General features: G+C 41.6%; 22 protein-coding genes and 1 pseudogene. 14 read left to right on the plus strand and 9 right to left on the minus strand.

The window, feature by feature from the left end; genetic code table 11:
* Window positions 1-41: 41 nt before the first annotated feature.
* The 4 genes from ND16A_RS02735 to ND16A_RS20795 all read left to right on the plus strand — a co-directional run bounded on the left by ND16A_RS02735 (window position 42) and on the right by ND16A_RS20795 (window position 2,199).
* Window positions 42-386 (plus strand): YajD family HNH nuclease, encoded by a 345-nt coding sequence (locus tag ND16A_RS02735; RefSeq protein ID WP_033078938.1) that lies wholly within the window; start codon window positions 42-44, stop codon window positions 384-386.
* Window positions 387-464: 78 nt separating this feature from the next.
* On the plus strand, window positions 465-797 hold the full coding sequence (locus tag ND16A_RS02730) for a PBPRA1643 family SWIM/SEC-C metal-binding motif protein (protein ID WP_033078939.1): 333 nt from the start codon (window positions 465-467) through the stop codon (window positions 795-797).
* A gap of 32 nt (window positions 798-829) precedes the next feature.
* On the plus strand, window positions 830-1,558 hold the full coding sequence (locus ND16A_RS02725; protein WP_033078940.1) for a pseudouridine synthase: 729 nt from the start codon (window positions 830-832) through the stop codon (window positions 1,556-1,558).
* Window positions 1,559-1,596: 38 nt separating this feature from the next.
* Entirely contained in the window at window positions 1,597-2,199 is a 603-nt protein-coding gene (locus ND16A_RS20795) for a DUF3622 domain-containing protein (protein ID WP_081945674.1), read from the plus strand.
* A 158-nt stretch (window positions 2,200-2,357) separates the two neighbouring features.
* Here the strand turns inward: ND16A_RS20795 and ND16A_RS02720 are convergent, their stop codons facing one another.
* Together ND16A_RS02720 and ND16A_RS02715 are read right to left on the minus strand one after the other, a co-directional pair.
* The gene (locus ND16A_RS02720; protein WP_033078941.1) at window positions 2,358-2,705 is read right to left on the minus strand and encodes a rhodanese-like domain-containing protein; all 348 of its coding nucleotides are present in this window, start codon (window positions 2,703-2,705) and stop codon (window positions 2,358-2,360) included.
* Window positions 2,706-2,749: 44 nt separating this feature from the next.
* Window positions 2,750-4,543, minus strand: a complete 1,794-nt coding sequence (locus ND16A_RS02715; protein ID WP_033078942.1) for a hypothetical protein — start codon at window positions 4,541-4,543, stop codon at window positions 2,750-2,752.
* 119 nt (window positions 4,544-4,662) lie between these two features.
* On the opposite strand from ND16A_RS02715, the gene ND16A_RS02710 reads away from it, so the two are divergent.
* Entirely contained in the window at window positions 4,663-5,283 is a 621-nt protein-coding gene (locus tag ND16A_RS02710; RefSeq protein ID WP_033078943.1) for a hypothetical protein, read from the plus strand.
* A complete protein-coding gene (locus ND16A_RS02705; RefSeq protein ID WP_033078944.1) occupies window positions 5,284-7,323 on the plus strand; it encodes an alpha/beta hydrolase family protein in 2,040 nt (679 codons plus the stop codon).
* Between the two features lie 157 nt (window positions 7,324-7,480).
* On the opposite strand, the gene ND16A_RS02700 is transcribed toward ND16A_RS02705, so the two are convergent.
* The gene (locus ND16A_RS02700) at window positions 7,481-9,094 is read right to left on the minus strand and encodes an NAD(P)/FAD-dependent oxidoreductase (protein WP_033078945.1); all 1,614 of its coding nucleotides are present in this window, start codon (window positions 9,092-9,094) and stop codon (window positions 7,481-7,483) included.
* 138 nt (window positions 9,095-9,232) lie between these two features.
* Between ND16A_RS02700 and fdxA the strand changes: the two genes are divergently transcribed.
* Window positions 9,233-9,562, plus strand: a complete 330-nt coding sequence (gene fdxA, locus ND16A_RS02695) for a ferredoxin FdxA (protein WP_033078946.1) — start codon at window positions 9,233-9,235, stop codon at window positions 9,560-9,562.
* 5 nt (window positions 9,563-9,567) lie between these two features.
* Entirely contained in the window at window positions 9,568-10,491 is a 924-nt protein-coding gene (dmeF, locus tag ND16A_RS02690) for a CDF family Co(II)/Ni(II) efflux transporter DmeF (protein ID WP_033078947.1), read from the plus strand.
* Window positions 10,492-10,735: 244 nt separating this feature from the next.
* Here dmeF and ND16A_RS20020 read toward each other — a convergent pair.
* The 4 genes and pseudogenes from ND16A_RS20020 to ND16A_RS02680 form a co-directional block, all read right to left on the minus strand.
* Window positions 10,736-11,241 (minus strand): annotated as a pseudogene (locus ND16A_RS20020) (YgjP-like metallopeptidase domain-containing protein).
* A gap of 47 nt (window positions 11,242-11,288) precedes the next feature.
* On the minus strand, window positions 11,289-12,458 hold the full coding sequence (locus ND16A_RS02685; RefSeq protein ID WP_081945675.1) for a hypothetical protein: 1,170 nt from the start codon (window positions 12,456-12,458) through the stop codon (window positions 11,289-11,291).
* 335 nt (window positions 12,459-12,793) lie between these two features.
* On the minus strand, window positions 12,794-13,342 hold the full coding sequence (locus ND16A_RS0119685; protein WP_152593925.1) for a DUF6702 family protein: 549 nt from the start codon (window positions 13,340-13,342) through the stop codon (window positions 12,794-12,796).
* A gap of 31 nt (window positions 13,343-13,373) precedes the next feature.
* Window positions 13,374-15,830, minus strand: a complete 2,457-nt coding sequence (locus ND16A_RS02680) for a M1 family metallopeptidase (RefSeq protein WP_033078949.1) — start codon at window positions 15,828-15,830, stop codon at window positions 13,374-13,376.
* A gap of 272 nt (window positions 15,831-16,102) precedes the next feature.
* On the opposite strand from ND16A_RS02680, the gene zapE reads away from it, so the two are divergent.
* The 5 genes from zapE to ND16A_RS02655 all read left to right on the plus strand — a co-directional run bounded on the left by zapE (window position 16,103) and on the right by ND16A_RS02655 (window position 20,790).
* Window positions 16,103-17,284, plus strand: a complete 1,182-nt coding sequence (gene zapE / locus ND16A_RS02675) for a cell division protein ZapE (protein WP_033078950.1) — start codon at window positions 16,103-16,105, stop codon at window positions 17,282-17,284.
* Between the two features lie 188 nt (window positions 17,285-17,472).
* Complete coding sequence (locus ND16A_RS02670; protein ID WP_052073281.1) at window positions 17,473-18,225, plus strand: ABC transporter ATP-binding protein; 753 nt, start codon at window positions 17,473-17,475, stop codon at window positions 18,223-18,225.
* Window positions 18,225-19,520: an ABC transporter permease gene (locus tag ND16A_RS02665; RefSeq protein WP_033078951.1), complete on the plus strand. Its 1,296-nt coding sequence runs from the start codon at window positions 18,225-18,227 to the stop codon at window positions 19,518-19,520. The genes ND16A_RS02670 and ND16A_RS02665 overlap by 1 nt, the downstream gene beginning before the upstream one ends.
* Before the next feature lie 19 nt (window positions 19,521-19,539).
* Window positions 19,540-20,235, plus strand: coding sequence for a DUF3299 domain-containing protein (locus ND16A_RS02660; RefSeq protein WP_033078952.1), 696 nt, complete (start codon window positions 19,540-19,542; stop codon window positions 20,233-20,235).
* Window positions 20,236-20,283: 48 nt separating this feature from the next.
* A complete protein-coding gene (locus tag ND16A_RS02655) occupies window positions 20,284-20,790 on the plus strand; it encodes a GNAT family N-acetyltransferase (protein WP_033078953.1) in 507 nt (168 codons plus the stop codon).
* Here ND16A_RS02655 and ND16A_RS02650 read toward each other — a convergent pair.
* Entirely contained in the window at window positions 20,782-21,501 is a 720-nt protein-coding gene (locus tag ND16A_RS02650; protein WP_052073282.1) for a lipoprotein intramolecular transacylase Lit, read from the minus strand. The genes ND16A_RS02655 and ND16A_RS02650 overlap by 9 nt on opposite strands.
* A 99-nt stretch (window positions 21,502-21,600) precedes the next feature.
* Here ND16A_RS02650 and ND16A_RS02645 point away from each other — a divergent pair, with 99 nt between their 5' ends.
* Window positions 21,601-22,491, plus strand: coding sequence for a D-hexose-6-phosphate mutarotase (locus tag ND16A_RS02645; RefSeq protein ID WP_033078954.1), 891 nt, complete (start codon window positions 21,601-21,603; stop codon window positions 22,489-22,491).
* Window positions 22,492-22,524: 33 nt separating this feature from the next.
* On the opposite strand, the gene mutH is transcribed toward ND16A_RS02645, so the two are convergent.
* Window positions 22,525-23,214, minus strand: a complete 690-nt coding sequence (gene mutH / locus ND16A_RS02640; protein WP_033078955.1) for a DNA mismatch repair endonuclease MutH — start codon at window positions 23,212-23,214, stop codon at window positions 22,525-22,527.
* Window positions 23,215-23,238: the final 24 nt, after the last annotated feature.

The following is a 23,238-nucleotide window of genomic DNA, read 5'->3' on the forward strand; positions in this document are numbered from 1 at the left end:
ATTATATGTTTAGCTCGATTGATAATAAGGTTTTGTAAGAGATGTCTTCAGATAGATTTGGCACCAGCGCCAATTATAAAAGTAAAGAACAAGGGTACCGGGATAGGGCGTTAAAGCTGTTTCCCTGGGTTTGTGGCCGCTGTGCCCGCGAGTTTGAATACTCAAACATTAAAGAATTAACCGTGCATCACATCGACCATGATCACACCAATAATCCGCAAGATGGAAGTAATTGGGAGTTATTGTGTATTTATTGTCACGACAATGAACACGCCAAATATACCGATCAACAGCAATATGGCAGAGAAGTCAAAGCCGGCGATACTAACCAAGACTCGGCGACGTATAATCCATTTGCCGATTTAAAGTCGATGTTAAAGAAATAAGCTGACGGTCAATAAGTTAAGCTGATAGAATACGCCCGCTTAATTTTGGGCTTTTTCATTAACACTTAGGATCTTATTATGTCTAAATTTTTCTACCGTGGTACACCAGACGTTATGGGTAAGTACGGTAAAGCGGGTTATAGCCCGAAAGCGAAAATGAAATTAGGCACGGCAAACAATCCGTTGACCTTGGTTGTTGCCAATGATGAACGTCTGAAAGAAGTGCAAGCGCTAGTTATCGAGCATAACCTGGTTGCCAATATCGACGTAAATAGTGAAACGGTAGAAAACTTGCTTGAGCTTGATGGCGTACTAAATACACCGAAAACTCAAGTGTTTGCCAAAACCCCTGAGCGCAATGACCCATGCAGCTGTGGCAGTGGCAAAAAATACAAGAAATGCTGCGGCTAATGTTTTTCCGATAAGCGAGCGTTACTGGATAAATGCAACGTAGCCGTTTAGATCGCTTTATCAGCTTAACGCTAAATATCAGTCGCCGTGATGTGCGGTTAATGCTGGCACAAAAACGGATAACCGTAGATGGCATTATTGTCAGCGATATTGGTTTGATCATCGATAAATTTTCTTTGATAGTGGTTGATGACAAGGTGTTGCAGAATTATCAACCTAGTTATGTGATGGTACACAAACCGGTTGGAGTGGTGAGTGCGACCACCGATGAACAACATAAAACGGTGATTGATTTGCTCGACAGCGAACAATACCCGGAAAAGACCGAGTTGCACATTGTTGGTCGGCTGGATTTGAATACTTCCGGGTTAATCTTGCTAACCAATGACAGCAGCTGGTCTGAGCGCTTAACGCAACCGAATGCAAAAGTTGCCAAACACTATAAAGTGACGTTAGCAGATGCAATTAGCGAAGATCTGCAACACGATTATGTGAGTGCCTTTGCCAAGGGCATGTATTTTGCCTATGAAGACATCACCACTAAGGCTGCTAAACTTACGATAATCTCGCCACATACCGCGGTGTTAACACTCACCGAAGGCAGGTATCATCAAATTAAGCGGATGTTTGGCCGCTTTCAAAACAAGGTTGTGGCGTTGCATCGTTTTGCCATTGGTAATTTAGAACTTGAGCAACAATTGCTCGTTGGCACAGCAAGGCGATTAACTGCGTGTGAAGTTAGACAAATCAGTGTAAAATAGAGTCATATCAAGTAAGGCTATGTAAATTTAGGATCCCCATGAGCAAAGCGCCAAAATACAGCTATCGCGTTGTTGAAAAACGCAACAATACCTGGACTGCAGAAATCCAACGTCAGGCAACATCGAAAAAGAAAGTGGTTTCTAAACGTCAAACCAGTTTTGCCAGCGAAGACGAAGGCATTGCCTGGGCGAAAGTAGAGTTAGAGAAAATTTTAGTCAATCATATTGAACGCAATAAGCGTCATGATGAAGAGCGCGCTGAACAATATCAGGAAAAATTGAAAAAAGCGGAACTTGCCGCGGCAAAAGCTAGCCTGGAAGCCAGTGAAGAAGCAACGGCAGATGAGCAAGAAGAAAATGCGTCATTCGCTTTAACTGAAGAGCAACAATTGAAAGCCATTGCGGACTTACAAGAACTCGAACAGTTAGAAAATGATGATAGTGAAGACGATAGCGAATCTGCGTCTAAACCGAAGTTTGATTTTGAAGTTGAATTAGAACAAGCAGAGCTTGCGGAAAAAGAAGCTTTGAAAAAAGCGAAAGCGAAAAAGTCGAAAAAGGCCGATGCTACAGACGCTGACGATGATGCTTTAACCGCTGATGGCAGTGATAAAGTAAGCGATATTTACTTGCAAAAATAAACTTTCGAATTAACAGAATTTAAACCTTCCATGGCAATTCTAAGTTAATTCAAGGATGAATTAAAAAAAGGCAAACGAGAGTTTGCCTTTTTTCGTTTGAAAATACGGTTAACCTGCGCTGATCCCTACAGGTAAGTTAACCGCCTGCGGCAGTATCCTTATGTACAAGCGATTTGGATTTTATCGATCTCACAGGTGATAACTGTCACATTTTCATAACCAACTCGCTGCAGTTGTTCTGCTGCAAGAGTCGCACGAGCAGAGGTAGCGCAGTGTAAGTAAATCGGCCTTTTGGGGTCTTTCTCAGTCTCCATTAGCGTCATTTCAATTACGCCTCGGGGAATATTTGTCGCCCCCATGACAGGCTTAGCCAAGTGCTCTGCTGGCATTCTTACGTCAATCAGTAAGCCTTTATTTTGTTGGATTTCTGCAATTGCTTGTGCTGCGGTGATGCGCCTTGTATTTTGCGCAACTTGCTGTATCAGGTCTTTAATCGCTTTTAGCATAATTTGTTCCTAAACTAGGTATTTCAACGTTATTATATCAGTCATTAAAAATTCTCATGTTGGCGAACATGTTGCCATGTTTCACCAAAATCGGCCGATTCGTAAAAGTCACCGGAAACACCATCACAAGACAGTAAAATTTTGTCTTTCACTTCAGCAACGATGTCCATGCAATATTCATTCGGCAATTTCAATTCGGTTTTTACCCAATTGTTACCGCCATCGGTGGTTTTTAATATTTTATATTCTGTTTTCGCCGGACCGGTAAAAAAATTGTAATGTCTGAATGAGACAATACTCAGCGCTTCTAGATCATTTAAGAACCATGGAATTGAGACGAATTTAAACGATTCTTTTTTAATTTTTTCATGGTTTTTGCCTTTAAAGCAAAGTTTTTTACCTAAGGTGTAGCCTGCTTTGCATGATTTAATCGCCGTGCTTAGTTCATTTTTTCGCATGCCATTTTCATCGACCGTATAAATGCTTGGCATGCCTGTCCATGACCAATAGCCGGCTTGTTCAATCGCGACTTTCGCTTGTCCTGCCTGCAGTGTTCTAGTGAGTTGAGCTGAATGTTCAATCGCCTGAATTTCCCAGGTTTCTGGGTCAAATGTATAGTCTTTGCTGACGCCGTCACCAAAGGCGGCTAAATCATGGTTTCTGCCATAGGTAATGCTGACAACATGCTTGTCGTTTAGGTGATGAGTTTGAACATTGAATATCTGTCTAATTTTTCGTTTATTCTTCGCTTTCTTTTTCTCTTCTTTGCTAAGCACGGATATTTGTTGGGTATTTCCAGCGCCATCTTTCCAGCCCGATAACGAAGTGTAACTCGCCATTAAGCGCCAATTTGGCGTATTATCGGTTAAATTTGCTCGATAAATCTCAGCCGTTTTGGTTTGAAAACTCATTAACTCGACCCGGCCATTGTCGTTGACTTCAATTTGCTTGATATTGCTGTTTGTTGCTAGCGACACGTCTTGCCATTCGCCATCAAATTTTTTGAGAAATACTGCGCCTTCATTACCGGCTACAATCAAATCACCAGCTAAGTTTTGTTTAATCGTATTTAAATCGACGTTACTATCAACGGCATCTATGTCCCATTCACCTGATGCGCTGCGTTTAAGGATCACCCCTAATTTTCCAATAAAATACACTGAGCCATCAGGCGCCGCGTATTTATGATTGAAGGTGACCGGGTTTTGCGCGATTGAAACATATACAGACTCTCGCTCTTCGTCTAACTCATCTTCGTTCCAAGTCAATACCTGATTTTTATCATAATTATAGAAAGGGAAAAATTTATTCAACACTTCTACCGGTTGAGTGTCTTCAAGCCTTGTCAGGGTGTTGACATATTTATCATCTTGCGGCTTTGGATAGTAAATTATGGTACCTAAATCGGTTATCTTGCCCGGCTCAACTTCAAAGGTGCCAAATTTAATGTCGGCTCCGGTACCACGAGAATAATAGTAGTCGCCTTTTTGATGGAATGATGAAATTGAACTTAAAGAATAACTGCCCGCTTTGATGGCAGAAGAAAAGATATTACTGTCGGTGGTATGCGTTTTTAACGACACTAATCGTTCAAACTTTACTTTTTTCGATTCGTTTAAGTTTTTTGGTGCGATAGTCAGGTAATTAAACGGTAATGGGTATGACGAGGTATTAATCACCCTGACCACAACAACCCCTTGCTGTGAGTCGATTTTCGTCTTTGCGGTGAGTGGCTGATTAACATTCATTTGGCTAGAACAACCACTTAAAAAGATAAAGCCAATCAGCAATAGGTAGCGATTAAATAGTGATTTGGAAAATATTGAGAATATTGCCATTATTAAACTCCATTTTATTTTTTTCAGGTAACATTTTTGCGTTAGCGAAAGGTTATCATGGTGCTAACCGTTTAAATAGTTTATTTTAGCGTTATCAAAGCTACGACTAAAAAATCAAAATGGAATTTAAAAAAATACTATCCGTGCTGTTATTCTCTAGTCTGTTTATTTCAGGCATATCGGTTTCGGCAGAATTGGAAAAATTGTTAAGAACTGTTGAGCAAATTACCGCTCTGGAAGCCGATAAACGGTTGGCAAAAAATCAAGGTTTTCTGCTGATTAAATTAAACGTCAATCATGACGCTGCATCGATAAACTTCGCGAAAATTCGAAAAAAGCGGGCAAGTTATATTTTTGACAAAAAAACCTTAAAGCTAGGTCAGAAATACCTGCTGAATTTAAAAAATGCCGACAATGAATTTTACTTGATCCCACTGTTAGCCGGTGGTTATCAAATAACTCGCGTTAATGCGCCATTTTATAATTTACCGTATTGGCGACCCACCAAAGAGCTAGCAAGCTGGCGCTTTCATATCACTCCCGGGAAGATTAATTATGCCGGTGAAGTTAGTATTTCGGCAGAACGCGGCACCGATTTTATTAACGTGAACTTATTAAATCGTTTTGCCACCGATCAGCAACAAATTCAGGTGTTGTTAACGGATTTATCTGCGCAATTCCCGCTAGTGGGCGGTAGTGGTTATCGAGATGATTTTGCTACTGAATGGGAGGCCGAGTAGATGTTAAATAACAGATTCATCGGTTTTATTGTCTTGTTGTTTTTGGCAATACCACTGCACGCGATGGCCAAGGTAGATAGCAAATTGTTTTTTCAGCGGCCCGATATGCTGCTTGCAAAAATAAGTCCAGATGGTAAGCAAATAGCGGCATTGCGTTATGTTGATGACACTGAAAAGATCGTCTTGATTGACAGCAAAACCAAGACGCAAACAATATGGTTGGATTTAGCAGAATTTAGTAAGTCTGAATCCAAAATCAGTAACATTACCTGGATAGATGATCAGCATTTAGCGGCTCAATTTGTTGAAATTAAAAAAGGTGTTGAAGGGCTTTTAGACACTAAAGCGGTGCAACGCCTGTTAATTTTGCAGCGACCAGGCAATGAGCACGTGAAAGTATTTTCGGTAAGAACCAAGGGCTCATTAATTCATCCTCTGCCAGCGCAAAAAAACGAGTTTCTCTATGCCAAGTCCGGTTTATCTTCCAAAGTTTACACCCTAAAAATTGATAAATTAGGCTTACATGGTAAAAAGCTTAGCAAACTGCATAAAGTGGATGGCGGCCAATTCAAAAAATCGAATGAAGTGGTGAGTTTAAAAGGCTTTGCTACTCGATGGTTTTTGGATCAATCGGGCAAAATAAAAGCCGCATTTAACTTAAACCGGGAAGGCGAGTGGCAGTTAAGCCAATTTGATGAGAATAATGAGACCCAAGTCATTCATAGCTGGAAGTTCAACGAAGATGACGACAAGGCTACGGATGGAGCTAAATTATTGCCAATTGCCTATGCCGGAGAAGAAAACAGTTATTACTGCTTAGATTTTAATGAAGAACAACAAAGAACTGTATATAAAGTAAATTTTGAGACTGCTGAAGAACGTATCGTTTATCAGGCCGACTCTTATAAAATTGTTGATGTGAATTTGACCAAAGACGACAAACTGGCAGCGGTTAAAGTACTCAATGAAGGCAAAATTGATACGGTATTTATTGCCAGTAACCAAGCTAAAGAGAAGTTTAGTCTGGGTAACAAGTCGTCTTTAATCGCCGAAATATCGACTTCAGCTGATAGCCGCGCCAGTATTTATTATGGCGAAAACCATGATCAGCCCGGCGAATTCTTTCTCGTGCAAACTAAGCCGAACAAGGTTGAATATATCGGCGCGATGTTCCCGGAGTTAAAACAGCAATTAAGTAGTAAGTTGATAGAAAATACGGTTGAAGTTGAAGGCTTAAAAATACCGTATTTATTAACCATGCCAGAAACTACGCCAAAACCGATGCCTAACTCTGAACAAGCAAAATATCCTCTGGTAATTATGCCACACGGTGGCCCAATTGATGTCTTTGATAACCGCTACTACAACCCGGTGACACAATTATTAGTGGCAAGTGGTTATGCGGTATTGCAGGTAAACTTTCGCGGCTCTAGTGGCTATTCCACTGAATTAAGGGATGCGGGTAAAAAACAGTTCGGGGGGTTAATGCTGGAAGATATCTACCGTGCCGCAGAACAAGTGATGGCAAAACCCGATATTGATGATAGCAATGTTTGTACCTTTGGTATGAGTTATGGTGGCTATGCGGCGATGATGTTGCCGCTAAATTATCCGGGGAAGTTTAAATGTGCAGTAAACTTTGCCGGCGTATCCGATGTGAACTTATTGGTTAACCGCACGACGGTGTCGGTTAAACAAAGCGAGTGGATGAAGGAACATATTGGCGATAGCATCACCGAGTACGAGCAATTAAAAGCTATCTCTCCGGTGTATCTGGCAGCACAATTTCAGGTACCAATACTGATTGCTCATGGTGTGAAAGATGAAATTGTCGATATAGAACACGCCTATCGAATGAAGCTGATGTTAGAAAAACACAATAAACCTTTTGAATGGATAATCGATCCTGACGGCACCCACAGTTTTGGCAGTCCGGAACAAACGACAAAGTTTTTTGATGCCTTTCTGCTATTTCTGAATAAACATTTAAATAAAGAAAATGGCGAGGCTGACTCGCCGTTTTTGTACAACAAATTCTAGCTACGAGCTACTGGCCACGGGCTGTGCAGTTGATGAATTCACCTATCGTGTAACAACATCAACACTGCTCGTAGCTCGTAGCCAGAAGCTATTAATATTTTGTAGTTGGATTGTACTTATCCCCGGCTTGAGGGTGATTTTAAAATCATAGCAATAGCTACTGTTCAAAGTCTTTATTGATTGCCAATGCCATCGCTTCGGCAATTTTAATGCCATCAATAGCCGCAGACAGAATACCACCAGCATAACCGGCACCTTCACCGGCAGGGTATAAGCCGTTAACATTTAAGCTAGTGAATAGCTCTTTGTCGCGGGTAATTTGGATTGGCGATGAGGTTCGAGTTTCTACCGCCGTAAGGGTGGCGTCATTCATTGCAAAGCCTTTGATTTTACGCTCAAATGCCGGCAGGGCTTCACGAATGGCTTCAATGGCGTAATCGGGCAGGGTTTCGCTTAAATCGGTGTAGGTTACCCCGGGTTTATAAGACGGCACCACTTCACCATGTTCGCCACTTTTTCGGCCAGCAAGAAAATCACCCACCAGTTGTGTCGGTGCCTCATAGCTAGACCCCCCTAAGGCATAAGCTTTTTCTTCTAAGCGGCGTTGGAACTCAATTCCGGCCAATACCCCACCAGGATAATCTTCTGGCGAAATGCCGACCACGATAGCACTGTTGGCATTGCGTTCATGGCGCGAGTATTGGCTCATGCCGTTCGTTACCAAGCGACCTTCTTCGGACGCTGCGGCAACCACAGTGCCGCCCGGGCACATACAAAAGCTGTATACCGAACGACCGTTTTTGCAGTGATGTACCAGTTTATAATCGGCGGCGCCAAGGATAGGGTTGCCAGCATTGTTACCAAAGCGAGCGTCATCGATAACCGATTGCTCATGCTCAATACGAAAGCCGACCGAAAACGGTTTGGCTTTAATGTAAACGCCTTTATTAAACAGCATTTCAAAAGTGTCGCGGGCACTATGGCCAATGGCCAGAGCAATATAGTTGGTTGCTATTTTTTCACCGGTGGCCATGGTTAAGCTTTGTACTTGTTCATTGTCAATTTCAATGTCGTCAACGCGCTGCTCAAAACGAACCTCACCACCGAGTTCATGTATTTTTGCGCGCATTTGCTCAACCATGGTCACCAACTTGAAGGTACCAATATGCGGTTTCGATACGTATAAAATCTCGCTCGGTGCCCCAGCATCGACAAATTCATGCAAAACTTTGCGGCTGTAATGTTTGGGATCTTTTACCTGACTATACAATTTACCATCTGAAAATGTGCCCGCGCCACCTTCACCAAACTGTACGTTCGATTCGGTATTCAGTATTTTTTTACGCCAAAAGCCAAAAGTGTCTTTGGTGCGCTGTCGCACTTCTTTACCACGCTCTAGAATAATCGGCTTGTAGCCCATTTGTGCCAATACTAAACCGACAAATAGACCACAGGGTCCCATACCGATAACCACCGGGCGCTGGCTTAAGTTTATCGGTGCTTGAGCGACAAACTTATAGCTGGTATCCGGTGTCGCTTTTATATTGGGGTTTTTATCATGCTTGGCCAAGAGCTCAGCATTGCAAGTGGTATCAACGTCCAGGGTGTACATCAAAATGATGGCATTTTTGCGGCGTGCATCGTAACCACGTTTAAACATGGTAAAGTTGATCAGTTGCTCTTCGCTGATATCAAGCAAATTCAACACCGCTTGTTGCAGTTCATTTTCTTGATGGTTGAGAGCTAATTTAACATTAGTAAGACGGATCATTAATTGTTTTCCAGATAGTATATACAGCGCCATTGCGCGCTATTCTACCTTAATCACTGCAATCAACAAACAAGAGATTGAAATTGAAAATACAACAGGTATGATCATAGCCAGTAAGTATAAAGATAAGAGACTTTCATGACATTTGTGGTAACCGATAATTGTATTCAATGTAAATACACCGACTGTGTGGCGGTGTGTCCGGCGGATGCGTTTTATGAAGGCCCCAATTTTTTGGTGATTGGCCCTGACGATTGCATCGATTGCGATTTATGTCCGGTCGAATGCCCGGCTGGGGCGATTTATCAAGAAGATGACGTACCCGAAGATCAAAAGGAATTCATCAAGCTTAATGCTGAGTTAGCAAAGGTTTGGCCAAATATTACTGCAGTGAAGGCGCCGCCGGAAGATGCGAAACAATGGGATGGCGTAAAGAATAAAATCGATAACTTAATTATTGAAGATTAAACTTAATGAAAAACGAAAGCAGTATTGAGTGGGAACACTCTCATGATTTCGGTATTGAGCATAAGCAGCATGAAAACCAGGTGAAAATCGTTTTTTGGTTAACCACGGTGATCATGGTGCTAGAAATTGCAGCTGGTACCTGGTCGGGGTCTATGGCGTTACTTGCTGATGGCTGGCATATGGGGACGCATTCTGCTGCTTTTCTTATCGCCATTTTTGCTTATTCTTATGCTAAAAAACATGCGAATAACCAAAACTTTAGCTTCGGAACCGGTAAGGTTAACTCTTTAGGAGGCTTTGCCAGTGCCATTGCGCTAGCGATAGTTGCACTGATGATGGTAATCGAATCAGTGCAAAGACTATTCGAGCCACAACCGATCCACTTTAACGAAGCTATCGTTGTCGCGTTCATCGGCTTAATGGTCAATATAGCCTCTGTTTTTATTTTACATGACGAGCATCATCACCATCATGGCGAGGGTCATCACCACGATCATAATATGAAAGCAGCCTATTTCCATGTTTTAGCTGATACCTTGACCTCCATTCTAGCCATTGTGGCGTTATTCATTGGTAAATATATTGGCTTGATTTGGATGGATCCATTGATGGGAATCGTCGGTGCAATAGTGATTCTTCGCTGGTCGTATGGGTTAATCAAAGAATCGAGCGAGATCCTGTTAGATAGATCTGCGGATATTGCAACATTAGAGAAAGTATCGGATTTAATGAATGAAAAAAACACTGTGATTAAAGATATTCATGTATGGAAAATATCCTCAACACAGCAAGCCGCTATTCTTTCTATTTCATCGAATAAACCGCTAGATTATGTTGAGTATAGGAAAATTCTAATGAAGTTTTTACCGAACCTTGCTCACGTATCCATTGAAATCAATAAAAGTGAAAGACTGCCCCAAGAAACATGATGCTAACCCGATAGATCACTCTATCTGCTTGTAGCAGTTTAGCTACTGGCTACGAGCTACGGGCAGATCGCATTAGCGATAAAAGTCGGCACTGTTTTTATTATCGGTAAGTCTGGGAAAGTGGCACTTGCTGACATACAATATCCAGCCCGCAGCCCGCTGCGCATTGAAGAAACATTACCTTATCCTAATGCTCACTCGATCTGCTTGTACCTCGTACCTTGTATCTTTTACCTAGCTCTCTTTACTCATAAACCGGACCAACAAACTCCAATTGCGTTAAATAGAGTCTGAGCTCAAACTCAACCTGATGATAATCACATTGCATGTGTTGGCACAGTTGATAAAAACTTTTGTTATGCTCTTTCTCTTTTAAATGAGTTCGTGCACCACTATCATCGTTAAAAATTCGATTGGCGCATGCTTGAATATTGCCGCTATGCGGATTTCATTTTTAGCTTTTAACTTGCCACCTTGTACACGACTCACATAGGTATGAAGACCAAGGGCGTTATTAATGACGTGTATTTTATTATCGAAAGTGATTTTACTCAGCGGTGCGGATTTTTTCAGGTATTGATCTTTAATGGCGAGGACAAATTGGCGCAGCTTTTTGTCGTTATTAATGTGGTGAGTTGTTGGGTACTTGTTAAGTAAAAACCTGGCCAACCGTTTATCGTCAATAAGCTGCTGAATTTTCGTTTGAATGTCAGCAGCATAAGCGGATAAATATTTTAATTGGTTAGCCATAGTTTTTCTTAAATTAACGGGTAGCTTTTTACTGGTATCGCCTGATATTAACCAAAAATGGTACGCATTAAGCTAATTGCTTGCTCCACGGTTTTACCACCTTGTACGCTGTTAACGATAGTCGAACGCATGTCTAATAAATACTCAGGAATGTCTTCACCAGCAAGCGCTTTATCGACTAATACTTCGGCCGATTCTTTCGAGCGCTTAACCGCTTTAGCCACGCCAATTTTGGTTTTGGTTGGCTTATCGCGCATGCGAATATAGTTTGAATTTTGCGCCTGGTCTTCATCGGCAAATAGGAACATGTCCACCAACACTGCTCGTACTTTCCATAAACTCAATTCTTCACTATTTTCTGGCTCAGCTTGTCGATGCCAGGCAAAGCTTTGCAGACTGAGCACCATATCTTGATAATAACTGTCAAAATCCTGGTTATTAAATTTAGCGATATTTAAGCCCTGACAAAGTATTGATAATTTATTGTTGGTTAGCGCGATAAATTGATCGGGACGACGCATTGCCAACAAGCGTGTTGCTGCCATTAACGGGGCTTTTTCACCATCGGTATGTACGGCAAATATTTGCTTATAAGTTGCGACAAACGCTTGATATTGTACCAGGCTAACATCGCCAGTTAATGGAATGTGAGCTAATGCCTGATCAAAATCTTCTGGGTGTGCTTGTATCAGCATATGAAACGTTTTAGCGCCTTTGGTGCCAGCAAACCATTCAACATCAAATTGATACATGCTTGGGTCATGCGCGGCAGTATGCTTGCCGGTAAAAGCTAAGCGGTCTTCTTCAATCATATCGCTCAGGTTTTGCTCACGCAAACCATCAATATGAGTCATAAGTGCTAATCGTTCTGTCAATGATTGCTGCTCAGCCATATCATTTACTATGTTGGCAAATATTGGCCATGGCGCAATGCGCAACATTTTAAGTTGGGTGACTGAGATCCCTTGTTCTAAGATTTCTTTCAGCTTTTTTAATGGCAGTAATTGCTTTTCTTCAAGCAAATTCATATTGATGTCGTGCTTACAAATACGGTGTAAGGTTTTGCACCAGCCTAAAAAGTCTTCAGGGTGATGATTCACTTTTACTGCCATTAAATTTAGGGATAAATCGGCAATGTATTTTAGTGCGTTTTGATAAATAGTATCTTCGGTATTACCCATAGACATTTTCGCAGGGGATGTAAGCAATTTGCGCATAAATTGAAAAAACTCGCATTATTAGTAAGAAAAATTGGTGCCGAGATTTTACTTTGAAATGCCCAGTTAGCAAGGCTTTGTTTGTGGTTTTTTTACGTTTTTTGCTAATAAATCTATTGACAGCTGCTAACTGTATGCTTTGGTTGAATTTTAACCAGTTGCTCGATAAAGGCTAAAGATAACAAATTTTTAAAATAAAAAAGGTGAAAAAATTCTCACCTTTTTTGTACATGGATTGTACTTATACCCGACAGGCAGGGATAGCCTTTAGAGGGTGATTGAATGCACCAATTCACTAAAAAACTGCGAAAAGGGACGATTAACAGAGCTAAACATTAATCGATGATGATTTTTTGCCAGTCATCATCTTCATTAATACGCACCGAACGCGCTTTTTTGCCCAAACCATTTTGTTGCGAACTGTCTTTAAAAGTATGTTCGACATTAATTTGGTTCACTTGCCCAGGCCACACATCTTGCAATGCCGCCATTTTGATATAGACCGCAGTTAACTGTTGTGGCTGTTTAATTTCCTGATAAACCCAGAAAAATTTGCCTTCCACTTCAAAACCTACGCTACCTAATGGCAACAACTGTTGTTTGTCATCAAGCAGGCGAAATTTGGATTGAATGTATTCGGCAAATTCAATTTGGGTTTGTTCACTAGCAATTAAGTCGGCATGTTTGTTAAACAGTTTTACTAAGGCATGCTCAGCATCGTGTAGATAAAAACGATGCGATACTTCAATATTGCCACTGTGATCATTGAACAATATCGTGCTGTAGGCTTCTTTTTGTTGATGAGCAACAGCGTTGCTACTCACCATTAAAGCCAAAATTAAGCAAAACTTGCTAGTGATTTGGGTGATTAACTGCTTCATCATTCTCTTCATCGTTGCCTTCAATCGTTAGCTATTACTTTTTATACACTTTAACTTCCGGCTCTTTCAGCTCGGTTTTGCTGTCGTGCATGATATCACGTGCTTCCATTTTCTCAGATTTCTCTTTCTTGAACGCTTCAATACGAGAATCAATGATTTTACGTGGATAATGGTTGTTGTGCACATCAACATCAGCGGTTTCCCAATGGGCGTCCACCTCAACCGATACCAAATCTTTGCCTTTTGGAGTGATGACCAGCTTACTTACCGCTTTCGGCGCTCGACGCCAGATTTCGGCAGGAATATGCATTGACTCGGAAGTACCATCAGCAAAGTGCAAATCTAATAAGATAGGCATTACCAGGCCACCTAGGTTAGAGAAATTTAACACGTAGTAGTTATCATCCTCGATCACCGCACGCTCAAACGCTTTACGCTCCCAAGGTTCTAACTTGTTCAGCATTTTCTTATATTCGTTACGCTCTTTGTTAGTTACGGTCCAACGGTCGTTTTTATCATGAAAATCACTTACGTCCGGGTTCAATTCTAACCAGGTTTTCTGGCCAGCGGCTTTGTTGCGGTCAACATGGTAAGAACTAGGCTTTTCAAACTCTTCCTGACGACGACGATCTAGGTCGATATCTGGATTTTTAGTGTCTAAACGTAGTTTATAAACGCTGTCGATTGAGATATCGACGTGATCGGTAGTGTAGAACCAACCATGCCAGAACCAGTCTAAATCAACCCCTGAGGCTTCTTCCATGGTACGGAAAAAATCTGACGGCGTAGGGCGTTTGTTTTTCCAGCGCACCGCGTATTCTTTAAAAGCAAAGTCGAATAATTCACGACCCATTATGACTTCGCGAAGAATGTTTAACGCGGCAGCCGGTTTAGTGTAAGCATTAGGGCCAAGTTTTAATACGCTATCAGATTGCGTCATTACCGGCACTTGTACGTCAGATTTCATGTAAGAGGTGATGTCTCGTGGTTCTACGCCCCATGGAATGGTCGGATCCCATTCACGACCCGCAATACCGTCTAGAAAGCTGTTTAAGCCTTCATCCATCCAGGTCCATTGACGTTCATCAGAGTTCACGATCATTGGAAAATAGTTATGGCCAACTTCATGAATCACCACACCAATTAAAAAGCGTTTTTCGGCAAGGGTATAAGTACGAGTATCGTCTTTATGCCATTTGGTACGTGGACCGTTAAAGCTGATCATTGGGTATTCCATACCGCCTACAGGGCCGTTTACACTAATGGCAACCGGGTATGGGTAATCAAAGGTGTAGCGAGAGTACACGTCCATGGTGTGGATAACCGATTCGGTCGAGTATTTTTTCCATAGATCGCCACCTTCTTTGGGAAAGTAAGACATTGCCATGACGAATTCTTGCTCATCGCCACCTTGCTCGAAACCTTTCGCATCCCACATAAACTTACGCGATGATGCCCAGGCAAAATCACGAACGTTTTCGGCACTAAAGCGCCAGGTTTTGCTTTTGCTAGTAGCGGATTTTTCGTTTTCTAATGCTTCTTCCGCGGTTACCACAAATACTGGTCGCTTTGCTGTTTTTGCGGTTTCTAAACGCTTACGCTGTTCTTTGCTAAGTACTTTGCTGGCATTTTGCAATACCCCGGTTGAAGCGACAATGTGATCCGCCGGTACTGTCATTTCTACGTCGTAATTACCAAATTCGAGAGTGAACTCTCCACGACCTAAAAATTCTTTGTTGTGCCAGGCTTCGTAATCGGAAAATGCGGCTAAGCGTGGGAACCACTGAGCCAGCAGGAAGATATCGTTACCGCCTTCGCGGGCATCATCGGGAAAGTGTTCGTAACCAGAACGTGCCGGTACGGCATTTTCTTCGAGAATATTAAAGGCAAATTCGATGTTAAAACTGGTTTCATCACCCGCGGCCAGCGCTTTGGGTAAATCGATGCGCGCCTGGCTGCCAACAATAGTGACTTTTAACGGCTTACCGCGTTTATCGGTAACGTTGAAAACGTCATAGCCTACGGTATTATCGGCATAGTATTGCTGACGACGTAGTTCGCCCATGCTGATTTTCCCAGGGTTATCCGCTGATGGTTTGCCAGTAGAAGGACCACGGCGACCAATGCCACCAAAATCACCACTTAACTCTGAGATAGAGTCTTGCTTGAAACGATTTTGTTCAAGTTGTAACCATAAATACTTTAACCGATACGGAGAGTTATTGTGATAAGTCACTTGTTGAGTAGCGCTTAAACGACGCTTTTCTTCATCAAGTTTTACCTGAATGCTGTAATCGACTTGCTGCTGCCAGTATTCTTTACCTGGTTCGCCAGCGGCGTTTCGGTAATCGTTTGGTGTTGGCAGAATTTCTTCTAATTGACGAAATTTATCTTCGAAATCACCTTTCGTCTGTTTCACTGCTGAAGCAGTGGCAGGGGTGGTTAACAATGCAGACAAAGATACTGCAATGAACAAATTTTTTAAGCTCATAGGGGTCCCAAAATATTCTGAATATGAGGTTACTCTGATATTTTCCTGAGGTGTACGACTCGCTAGGAAAATGTGTTGAGTATCAAAAGTAATACTTTTTTTGCGCGCGTTATAGTAATGGCTGTGCTGGATGAGTCAACATCGATGGGGTGAAATGCAATAATATGCGATAAGTTGTAGTCTGGGGCAGTTGATTTTTTTGCTGTGTTATCTTGCAATCGCATTTATAATTGATGGTTCATTCAAAATATATTCAAAGTTGATGACATTTCATGGCTGTAGTCACACAATATAAGCGTTTGGTCGCTACCGGCAATTTAACCACAGACCGCGCTCAATTAAATGCCTTGCAAGCACTTAATGAGTTAACTATAGCGCTATGCCAGCAACATAAATCATCCGTTTTTCGATGGAAGAAAAGCTTTCATCGAAAATTTAACTTTGTCCACAAATTGCCTTTTCAAGCTGAAGTTAACCCCGCTAAAGGCATCTACTTATGGGGTAAAGTGGGCCGTGGCAAAACCATGATGATGGATTTATTTTTTACCAATCTTGCCATTGCCCGCAAACAGCGTATGCATTTTCATCATTTTATCGAGCAGGTGCACATAAGTTTATTAAGCCATCAGGGCAAATCGGATCCTCTAAGGGTTATCGCCAAAGAATACGCAACTAAGGTTGACGTACTTTGTTTCGACGAGTTCTTGGTCAGCGATATTGGCGATGCGATGTTGCTTTCGGGGTTGTTTGATGAACTGTTTAAACAAGGAGTGGTGTTAGTCACAACCTCTAATTGTAAACCGGAAGAATTATATAAAAATGGCTTACAACGGCAACGGTTTTTGCCAACCATTGCTCTGCTTAATCGATATTGCCAAATTATCAGCGTTAATGGTGAAAAAGATCATCGCCAACATCAACAACAATATGCTCGTTATGTGTATCCTGTAGCAGAGCATCGCGGTTATATCGCTGAGAAATTTATGCAATTCACCAATAAACCGCTAACCGCAGGAAATATTGAGATTAATGCCAGAACTTTGTCATATCTGGCCAGTGATAATGAGAGTAAAGTGATTGTGTTTAACTTTGCCAATTTGTGTAAAGGCGCCCGTAGCCAGCGTGATTATATGGCTCTGGCCAGGCAATTTTCGGTAGTGATGATCACCGATGTCCCGCAATTTTCCGGCATTGATATTAGTCATGTTGCCTCAGGGGTAGAGGACGGTTATCAACGCCAACAAAACATCTTTGCCAACATGCAATCAACCGACGATGAAGCCCGGCGTTTTATTGCCTTAGTGGATGAATTTTACGATCAAAATATTGAAGTGTTTATTAGCAGTGAGGTGGATATTATCGATTTATATCAAGGCAAAAAACTGGCGTTTGAATTTGCTCGCTGTGAGTCACGGTTAATGGAAATGCAAACCAAAGTGTTTAAAAATCGGTAATACTGTGGCATTTGTTGGGCTTTAAATGACTAAAATACATAACTTAACAAAGCAGTTCTTGCTTGCTAATTTCAGCTGTGTTCAGATAGCCAAGATCTTATAGCAAGTGGATTTATGCTAGCTTGTTATTCGCATTGGCATAACATTAGCACTAATTAAAGTTTATATTCTCCTGAGGCAATGACTCCATGTCGGCAATTATCGATATTAAGCAGTTAAAATATTCATGGTCAGAAAATTCTGATTTTGAATTTCATATTGATGATTTTAATGTTCACAAAGGTGAAAGACTGTTTTTGCGTGGCCCTAGCGGCAGTGGCAAAACTACCTTGTTAAGTTTACTTTGCGGAATAATTTCAGCGGACTCTGGCAGCCTTAATATTCTTGGCGAAAACCTGACAACGATGAAAGCTGGCAAGCGTGATCAATTTCGTGCCGATCATATTGGTGTAATTTTTCAGATGTTTAATTTAATTCCCTACCTTACTACCATTGAAAACGTGGTGTTATCTTGCCATTTTTCAACATTGCGCAAACAACGGGCGTTAACAAATTCGGCAACGCTAGAAACAGAGGCGATTCGTTTGTTAGCACACCTGGATATGAGCGATGAAAATTTATTGCATAAGCGTGTAAATGAATTAAGCATAGGGCAACAACAACGAGTGGCTGCCGCGCGCGCATTGATGGGCGCCCCGGAAATAATTGTTGCCGATGAACCGACATCATCTTTGGATGCCGACCGTTGTCACTCGTTCTTGGAATTACTATTTAAAGAATGTGAAGCAGCAGGTTCCACGTTAATTTTTGTCAGTCATGATCTACGCTTAAAAGTTGAATTTGAACGCAGTGTGTTGCTCAACCGACAAAGCTATGACAACAGCAATGACAAGAATAACGGCAAAGCTGTTGTCTCGCTCTTTGCTGAGGGAGGTGCATAATGGCGATTGCAAATTTGGCGTTAAAAAGCTTTCGCAATAGGAAGTTAACGGTACTGTTAACCATTTTTTCTATTGCTTTAAGTGTTGCGTTACTGCTTGTCATTGAAAAGATTCGGGTGCAAGCGAAAGACAGCTTTACCAATACCATTTCCGGTACCGATTTAATTGTTGGTGGCAGAACCAGCTCGGTGAATTTATTATTATCATCGGTATTTCAAATGGGCACTGCCACAAATGGCATTAGCTATGAGTCTTATGAAGAAATTATTAACCACCCGTCGGTGAAATTTTCGATTCCATTTGCATTAGGGGACTCCCATCAAGGCTACCGGGTGTTGGGCACAACAGCAGATTTCTATCAACACTATAAATATGGCAGTAAGCAATCACTAACCGTGAGCTCAGGCACTTGGTTTCATGGTGATGTTGATGTTGTGATCGGTGATGAAATTGCCAACAAGCTGGCGTATAAAATAGGCGATGAAATTATCATATCTCATGGCGGAAATGACAGTTACATTCATCACGATAAGCAGCCATTTAAAGTTTCGGGTATCTTAGCCCCAACGGCAACCCCTATCGATAGAACCGTATTTGTCTCGTTAGCTGGGGTTGATCAATTGCATGCCGCGCAAAAAAGTATCGCGGTAGGCCATGATCCATTTTTGACGTTAGATTTGTCCAGCCTGAAAAAATCGGTTACGGCAATCTTTGATGAGCATCAGGACCATCACCATAGCACCGAAACCATTACTGGTTTTTACCTTGGCTTGCAGCAGCGTCCACAAGCGTTAACTATGATGCAGCGGGTCAATAACTTTGCAGACGAGCCATTAATGGCGATAATGCCGGGGGTGGCGTTACTTGAGTTATGGTCAGTATTAGCTATTGTCGAGAAAACTTTATTAGCCGTGTCGTTGATGGTCGTGGTGATTTCACTGGCGACCATGCTGATTATTCTATTAACCAGTTTAAATCAGCGTCGCCGGGAAATGGCCATTCTTCGGGCCATTGGCGCCAGACCCAATCATATCTTTGGTTTAATGATGGGCGAGGCAATGGCGATTATCATTTCCGGGTTAGTGCTAGGCAGTGCATGTTTATACGCCGTTTTATTTGCCGTTAAGCCTTTTATTCTCAACGGCTTTGGTATTTACTTAGAGTTAAGTTTACCCACGGCCGAAGAATGGACGTTACTGGCATTGGTTGGCACCGCGGGCTTAGTCATTAGTTTATTTCCGAGCATGCAAATTTATCGTTACGCCTTATCTGATGGCATGTCGATCCGCAGTTAAATACAAACAGGTAGTTTAGATGAAAAAATTAGTCGCATTATTTTCCTTAACCAGTATTTTATTAGTAAGTGCTTTCTGGTCTGCCAGCTCATATGCGAAAGTGGTCAAAAAGATCTCTTGGGAGACCCTTAACGAACACGTGCAGACCGTTGAAATTGCCAATCCATTTGAAAGTATGAACATTGATCAAATTCGTAGACTGCAACAGGTCGCCATCATTAACGATATTGTCGCCAGTGGTCAGCCGCTGGATGCTGAGTCGGAAAAGCTAGGTGCACAAGCGCGTAAAGAATTGGAAGCTGATGGGATAAACATTGAGGAATTATTTAAAGTCCGAGAACAGATCATTAGCCAGAGAAAGCAGGAATTTCAATCAACAAATCCGCTGTTAGACAATGCCAGTATTGAAATGTCAGGCTTTTTATTGCCGCTTGAATTTGAAGGCAAAAAGGTAAAGGAATTTCTCTTAGTGCCGTATGTTGGCGCTTGTATTCATGAGCCACCACCGGCGGCAAACCAAATTGTGTACGCAAAATTGGCAACGCCAGTGGCACCGCCATCCTTGAATATGTTTACTGCGGTAACGGTTAAAGGGGTAATGACGAGCAAACTCGATGCACCGGAATTAAACCTGGTAGATGGTGCCAAAGAAATCCCCACCAGTTATACTTTAAACGTTGATGGTATTGAGTTTATCGACACTACAGAACACTAAAACTATTGAGTTAAAAGTTAAAAGTTAAAATAAAAATAAGTGTAAACAATGAAACCAATTACCACCAACAATCTTGTTATTAGACAAATTAGCAATCATGATGCTAAGTTTATTTTGCAATTGCTAAACCAAAACAGCTTTATTGAAAATATTGGTGATAAGCAGGTTCGAACCATCAATGATGCGCTGCATTACATCAAAACCGGACCTCAGCAGATGTATCAGGATTATGGTTTTGCTTTGCATATTGTTTGTCTAAAAGATTCACAACAAGCCATCGGCATATGTGGTTTATTACAAAGAGAAACTTTGCCAGAACCGGATATCGGTTTTGCATTTTTAGATGGGTTTTCAGGGAAAGGTTTTGGTTTTGAATCGGCGCAAGCGATTTTAAATTATGAAGTTAACGATAAAAAATTGGCGAAAGTATTAGCGATTACGGCATTGGACAACCCTTCATCAAAAGCGTTATTAATTAAGCTGGGTTTCGTTTTCGATAAAACCATCACCCTTGCTGGCATGAGTGAAGAAAGCAATCTGTATGTTTTAGAGTAAGGACTTATTGATTTTGGCAATGTAGTAATATAGCGGTATGCACATAGCAAGTGCCACAACGGTTAAGTTTATGGCAATAGCCGCGAATAAATCTGGCGCTTTCATAAACGTACTCATTAACGATTCCTGGTAATAAAAGAACCATTGATGATTATCCGGAAAAACTACGGTGTGTAAGTAATAGAATATTTTTTTGAAGCCAAAAACACTAAAACTAAGCAGCAGTGCTGATAACGAAACCACTGAGGCGTGTATTTTTAACTTTCTCTCTGGCATTAACAGTTTTTTTGACCGATAGCACAACAAAAGTGTTGTTAGCGGGATAAGATTAATTAACCAAAGCCAGCGTAATTTATCGACTAAATTGCTGACATCTTGTAAATGTACTACCTCACTATGAGTAAACAGCGTTTTACTTGCAGCACCAAGGTGATACTCCATTTCTGCCAGCCCTTCGCCATGATTATTAATGGCAACGACCACATCGCTAAACAGCTGCTGGTGTTGGCCAGCATCGGTGTTGACGAAGTCTTGTTTTTGATATTTATTCTGCGGCGCGTATTTATCAATATGGCTGCTGATATCGAGCACTTGATACCAAAATGGATAGGTAAAATTAACGCTTTTATTCACTTGCCAGGATAACCCCAAGCTAAACAGTAATAACGACAGGCAGAACATAAACCAAAGTAGCGGAGCAAGTAATTTCACAATAATAATTTTCTGTTTTATAGAGTTTTAATCTAACGAAGAGGCGATGAATACCATATAATCAACTCTACCATACTCTCTTGAGCGATAAAGTTTTAAATGAAAAACAAGCAGTTGAACCAGCAAAAAGTACTCATTGATAATGAATTTGGTGTCATTAAAAAAGTGAATGTCAATAAAGACATTGAAATTATCAGCATCGAACACCGACACTGCAAAGCAAAACTTTGTTTACATGGTGGTCATGTTTTAAGTTGGCAGCCGCAAGGTCATGAGGAGGTTTTTTGGTTAAGCAATGATACTGCTTATCAAATTGGCACGGCTATTCGGGGCGGTATCCCCCTTTGTTGGCCCTGGTTTGGCAGCTTTAAACAGGCAGCAAATCATGGTTTTGCTCGCACCAGTGTCTGGCAAGTAGAACAACTGCAGATGACTGCCGCAGGAGTACGCATCGAGTTGCTCTTATCTGGCTCTGAATACGCTGCAGATTGGCCCTATGCTTTTACTGTTAAACAAATTATCACTTTTGCCGATACTTTTTCTCAGCAATTAACTGTCAGCAATGATGGCAAAAGTGCGTTTCAATTTACCGATGCCTTGCACAGTTATTTCAACGTAAGCAGTCCCGAAAATGTTGCCATACCTGATTTAAGCGAAAGCATCTTTGACGATAAAATCAACCAGTTATCACACTGTAATGGGGTTGATATTTTAGATTGTGTTGGCCCAATCGACCGGATTTATCATAATGATTCATCGATGACGATTGTTGATAACGGAGCAAAAAGAGCGATAGAGATTAGCAAAACTAACTCAGCTCAATGGGTACTGTGGAATCCTGGAGTTGAGATTGCTAACAATATGGCTGATATCCATCCGCAAGGCGAACAGGAATTTGTTTGTTTAGAAGCCGCTAATACCAACTGGATTAATCTACCTGCGGGCGAAACCACGGTGCTTAGTCAGCAAATTCGGCTTCATAAATTGTAATTGGCCGATAAACCCGAGCCAAGCACTGAAGAGTTAATTTACCCGTAAGTGATTGTTTAAAATTGATTGGGTAAATGGAATCTTTAAATAGAACCCCCTTGGCAGGGTCATAAAAGGTCTTCCTTGGGCATCAAACGCTTGGGTTTTTACTTTCGAGTGAGCCGCTTTCGGTCTTAACTGTAATACTTGCCCATATTTGGCGTTAATGTCTTCGACTCTGCCCAGGGCTATCATGTCAGTCAGTTCTTGCCAGTCCTGTGCTAATAACTGCTCTTCTTCAGCGTTAGCTTGCCATAAAAATGGTGTGCAAACGATGCGATCTTTAATCGCAATACTACGTTCAGAAATTACCGGTACCCATAACACCTTGGCTAATTTATTCTTAAGGTGACATTTTTGCCAGGTCATGCCGGTGATTCCGGTTAGTGGCGCGACGCAGACAAAAGTGGTCTCTAATGGTTTGCCGGCACGGTTTATTGGCAAGGTTTTTAGTTCGATGCCTAAATCAGGAAAATCAGGTAATGGCAGTGAACCGGCACTGGCACCGAGAACTTTTTCGAGCAACAAACCAATCCAGCCTTTTTCCCGGTTTAAATTCTCAGGCACCACAATGCCTGCTTGTGCTGCAAGCTCACCAAGACTCAACCCAGCCAATGATTGGGCATGAGTCATTAATTGCTGCTCTGTTTCGGGCCGTGGATTTTGCAATGGTGGATAGGTCATTAGAGTACTTTCACTAAGTATGCT

This window comes from Thalassotalea sp. ND16A (genome assembly GCF_000764205.1).
Classification (GTDB): Bacteria; Pseudomonadota; Gammaproteobacteria; order Enterobacterales; family Alteromonadaceae; genus Thalassotalea_A.

Bases quoted from the DNA above. Each gene is read 5' to 3' on its own strand.
- ND16A_RS02735 (WP_033078938.1), top strand. From the start codon at position 42: ATGTCTTCAGATAGATTTGGCACCAGCGCCAATTATAAAAGTAAAGAA.
- ND16A_RS02730 (WP_033078939.1), top strand. From the start codon at position 465: ATGTCTAAATTTTTCTACCGTGGTACACCAGACGTTATGGGTAAGTAC.
- ND16A_RS02725 (WP_033078940.1), top strand. From the start codon at position 830: ATGCAACGTAGCCGTTTAGATCGCTTTATCAGCTTAACGCTAAATATC.
- ND16A_RS20795 (WP_081945674.1), top strand. From the start codon at position 1,597: ATGAGCAAAGCGCCAAAATACAGCTATCGCGTTGTTGAAAAACGCAAC.
- ND16A_RS02720 (WP_033078941.1), bottom strand. From the start codon at position 2,705: ATGCTAAAAGCGATTAAAGACCTGATACAGCAAGTTGCGCAAAATACA.
- ND16A_RS02715 (WP_033078942.1), bottom strand. From the start codon at position 4,543: ATGGCAATATTCTCAATATTTTCCAAATCACTATTTAATCGCTACCTA.
- ND16A_RS02710 (WP_033078943.1), top strand. From the start codon at position 4,663: ATGGAATTTAAAAAAATACTATCCGTGCTGTTATTCTCTAGTCTGTTT.
- ND16A_RS02705 (WP_033078944.1), top strand. From the start codon at position 5,284: ATGTTAAATAACAGATTCATCGGTTTTATTGTCTTGTTGTTTTTGGCA.
- ND16A_RS02700 (WP_033078945.1), bottom strand. From the start codon at position 9,094: ATGATCCGTCTTACTAATGTTAAATTAGCTCTCAACCATCAAGAAAAT.
- fdxA (WP_033078946.1), top strand. From the start codon at position 9,233: ATGACATTTGTGGTAACCGATAATTGTATTCAATGTAAATACACCGAC.
- dmeF (WP_033078947.1), top strand. From the start codon at position 9,568: ATGAAAAACGAAAGCAGTATTGAGTGGGAACACTCTCATGATTTCGGT.
- ND16A_RS02685 (WP_081945675.1), bottom strand. From the start codon at position 12,458: ATGCGCAAATTGCTTACATCCCCTGCGAAAATGTCTATGGGTAATACC.
- ND16A_RS0119685 (WP_152593925.1), bottom strand. From the start codon at position 13,342: ATGATGAAGCAGTTAATCACCCAAATCACTAGCAAGTTTTGCTTAATT.
- ND16A_RS02680 (WP_033078949.1), bottom strand. From the start codon at position 15,830: ATGAGCTTAAAAAATTTGTTCATTGCAGTATCTTTGTCTGCATTGTTA.
- zapE (WP_033078950.1), top strand. From the start codon at position 16,103: ATGGCTGTAGTCACACAATATAAGCGTTTGGTCGCTACCGGCAATTTA.
- ND16A_RS02670 (WP_052073281.1), top strand. From the start codon at position 17,473: ATGTCGGCAATTATCGATATTAAGCAGTTAAAATATTCATGGTCAGAA.
- ND16A_RS02665 (WP_033078951.1), top strand. From the start codon at position 18,225: ATGGCGATTGCAAATTTGGCGTTAAAAAGCTTTCGCAATAGGAAGTTA.
- ND16A_RS02660 (WP_033078952.1), top strand. From the start codon at position 19,540: ATGAAAAAATTAGTCGCATTATTTTCCTTAACCAGTATTTTATTAGTA.
- ND16A_RS02655 (WP_033078953.1), top strand. From the start codon at position 20,284: ATGAAACCAATTACCACCAACAATCTTGTTATTAGACAAATTAGCAAT.
- ND16A_RS02645 (WP_033078954.1), top strand. From the start codon at position 21,601: ATGAAAAACAAGCAGTTGAACCAGCAAAAAGTACTCATTGATAATGAA.
- mutH (WP_033078955.1), bottom strand. From the start codon at position 23,214: ATGACCTATCCACCATTGCAAAATCCACGGCCCGAAACAGAGCAGCAA.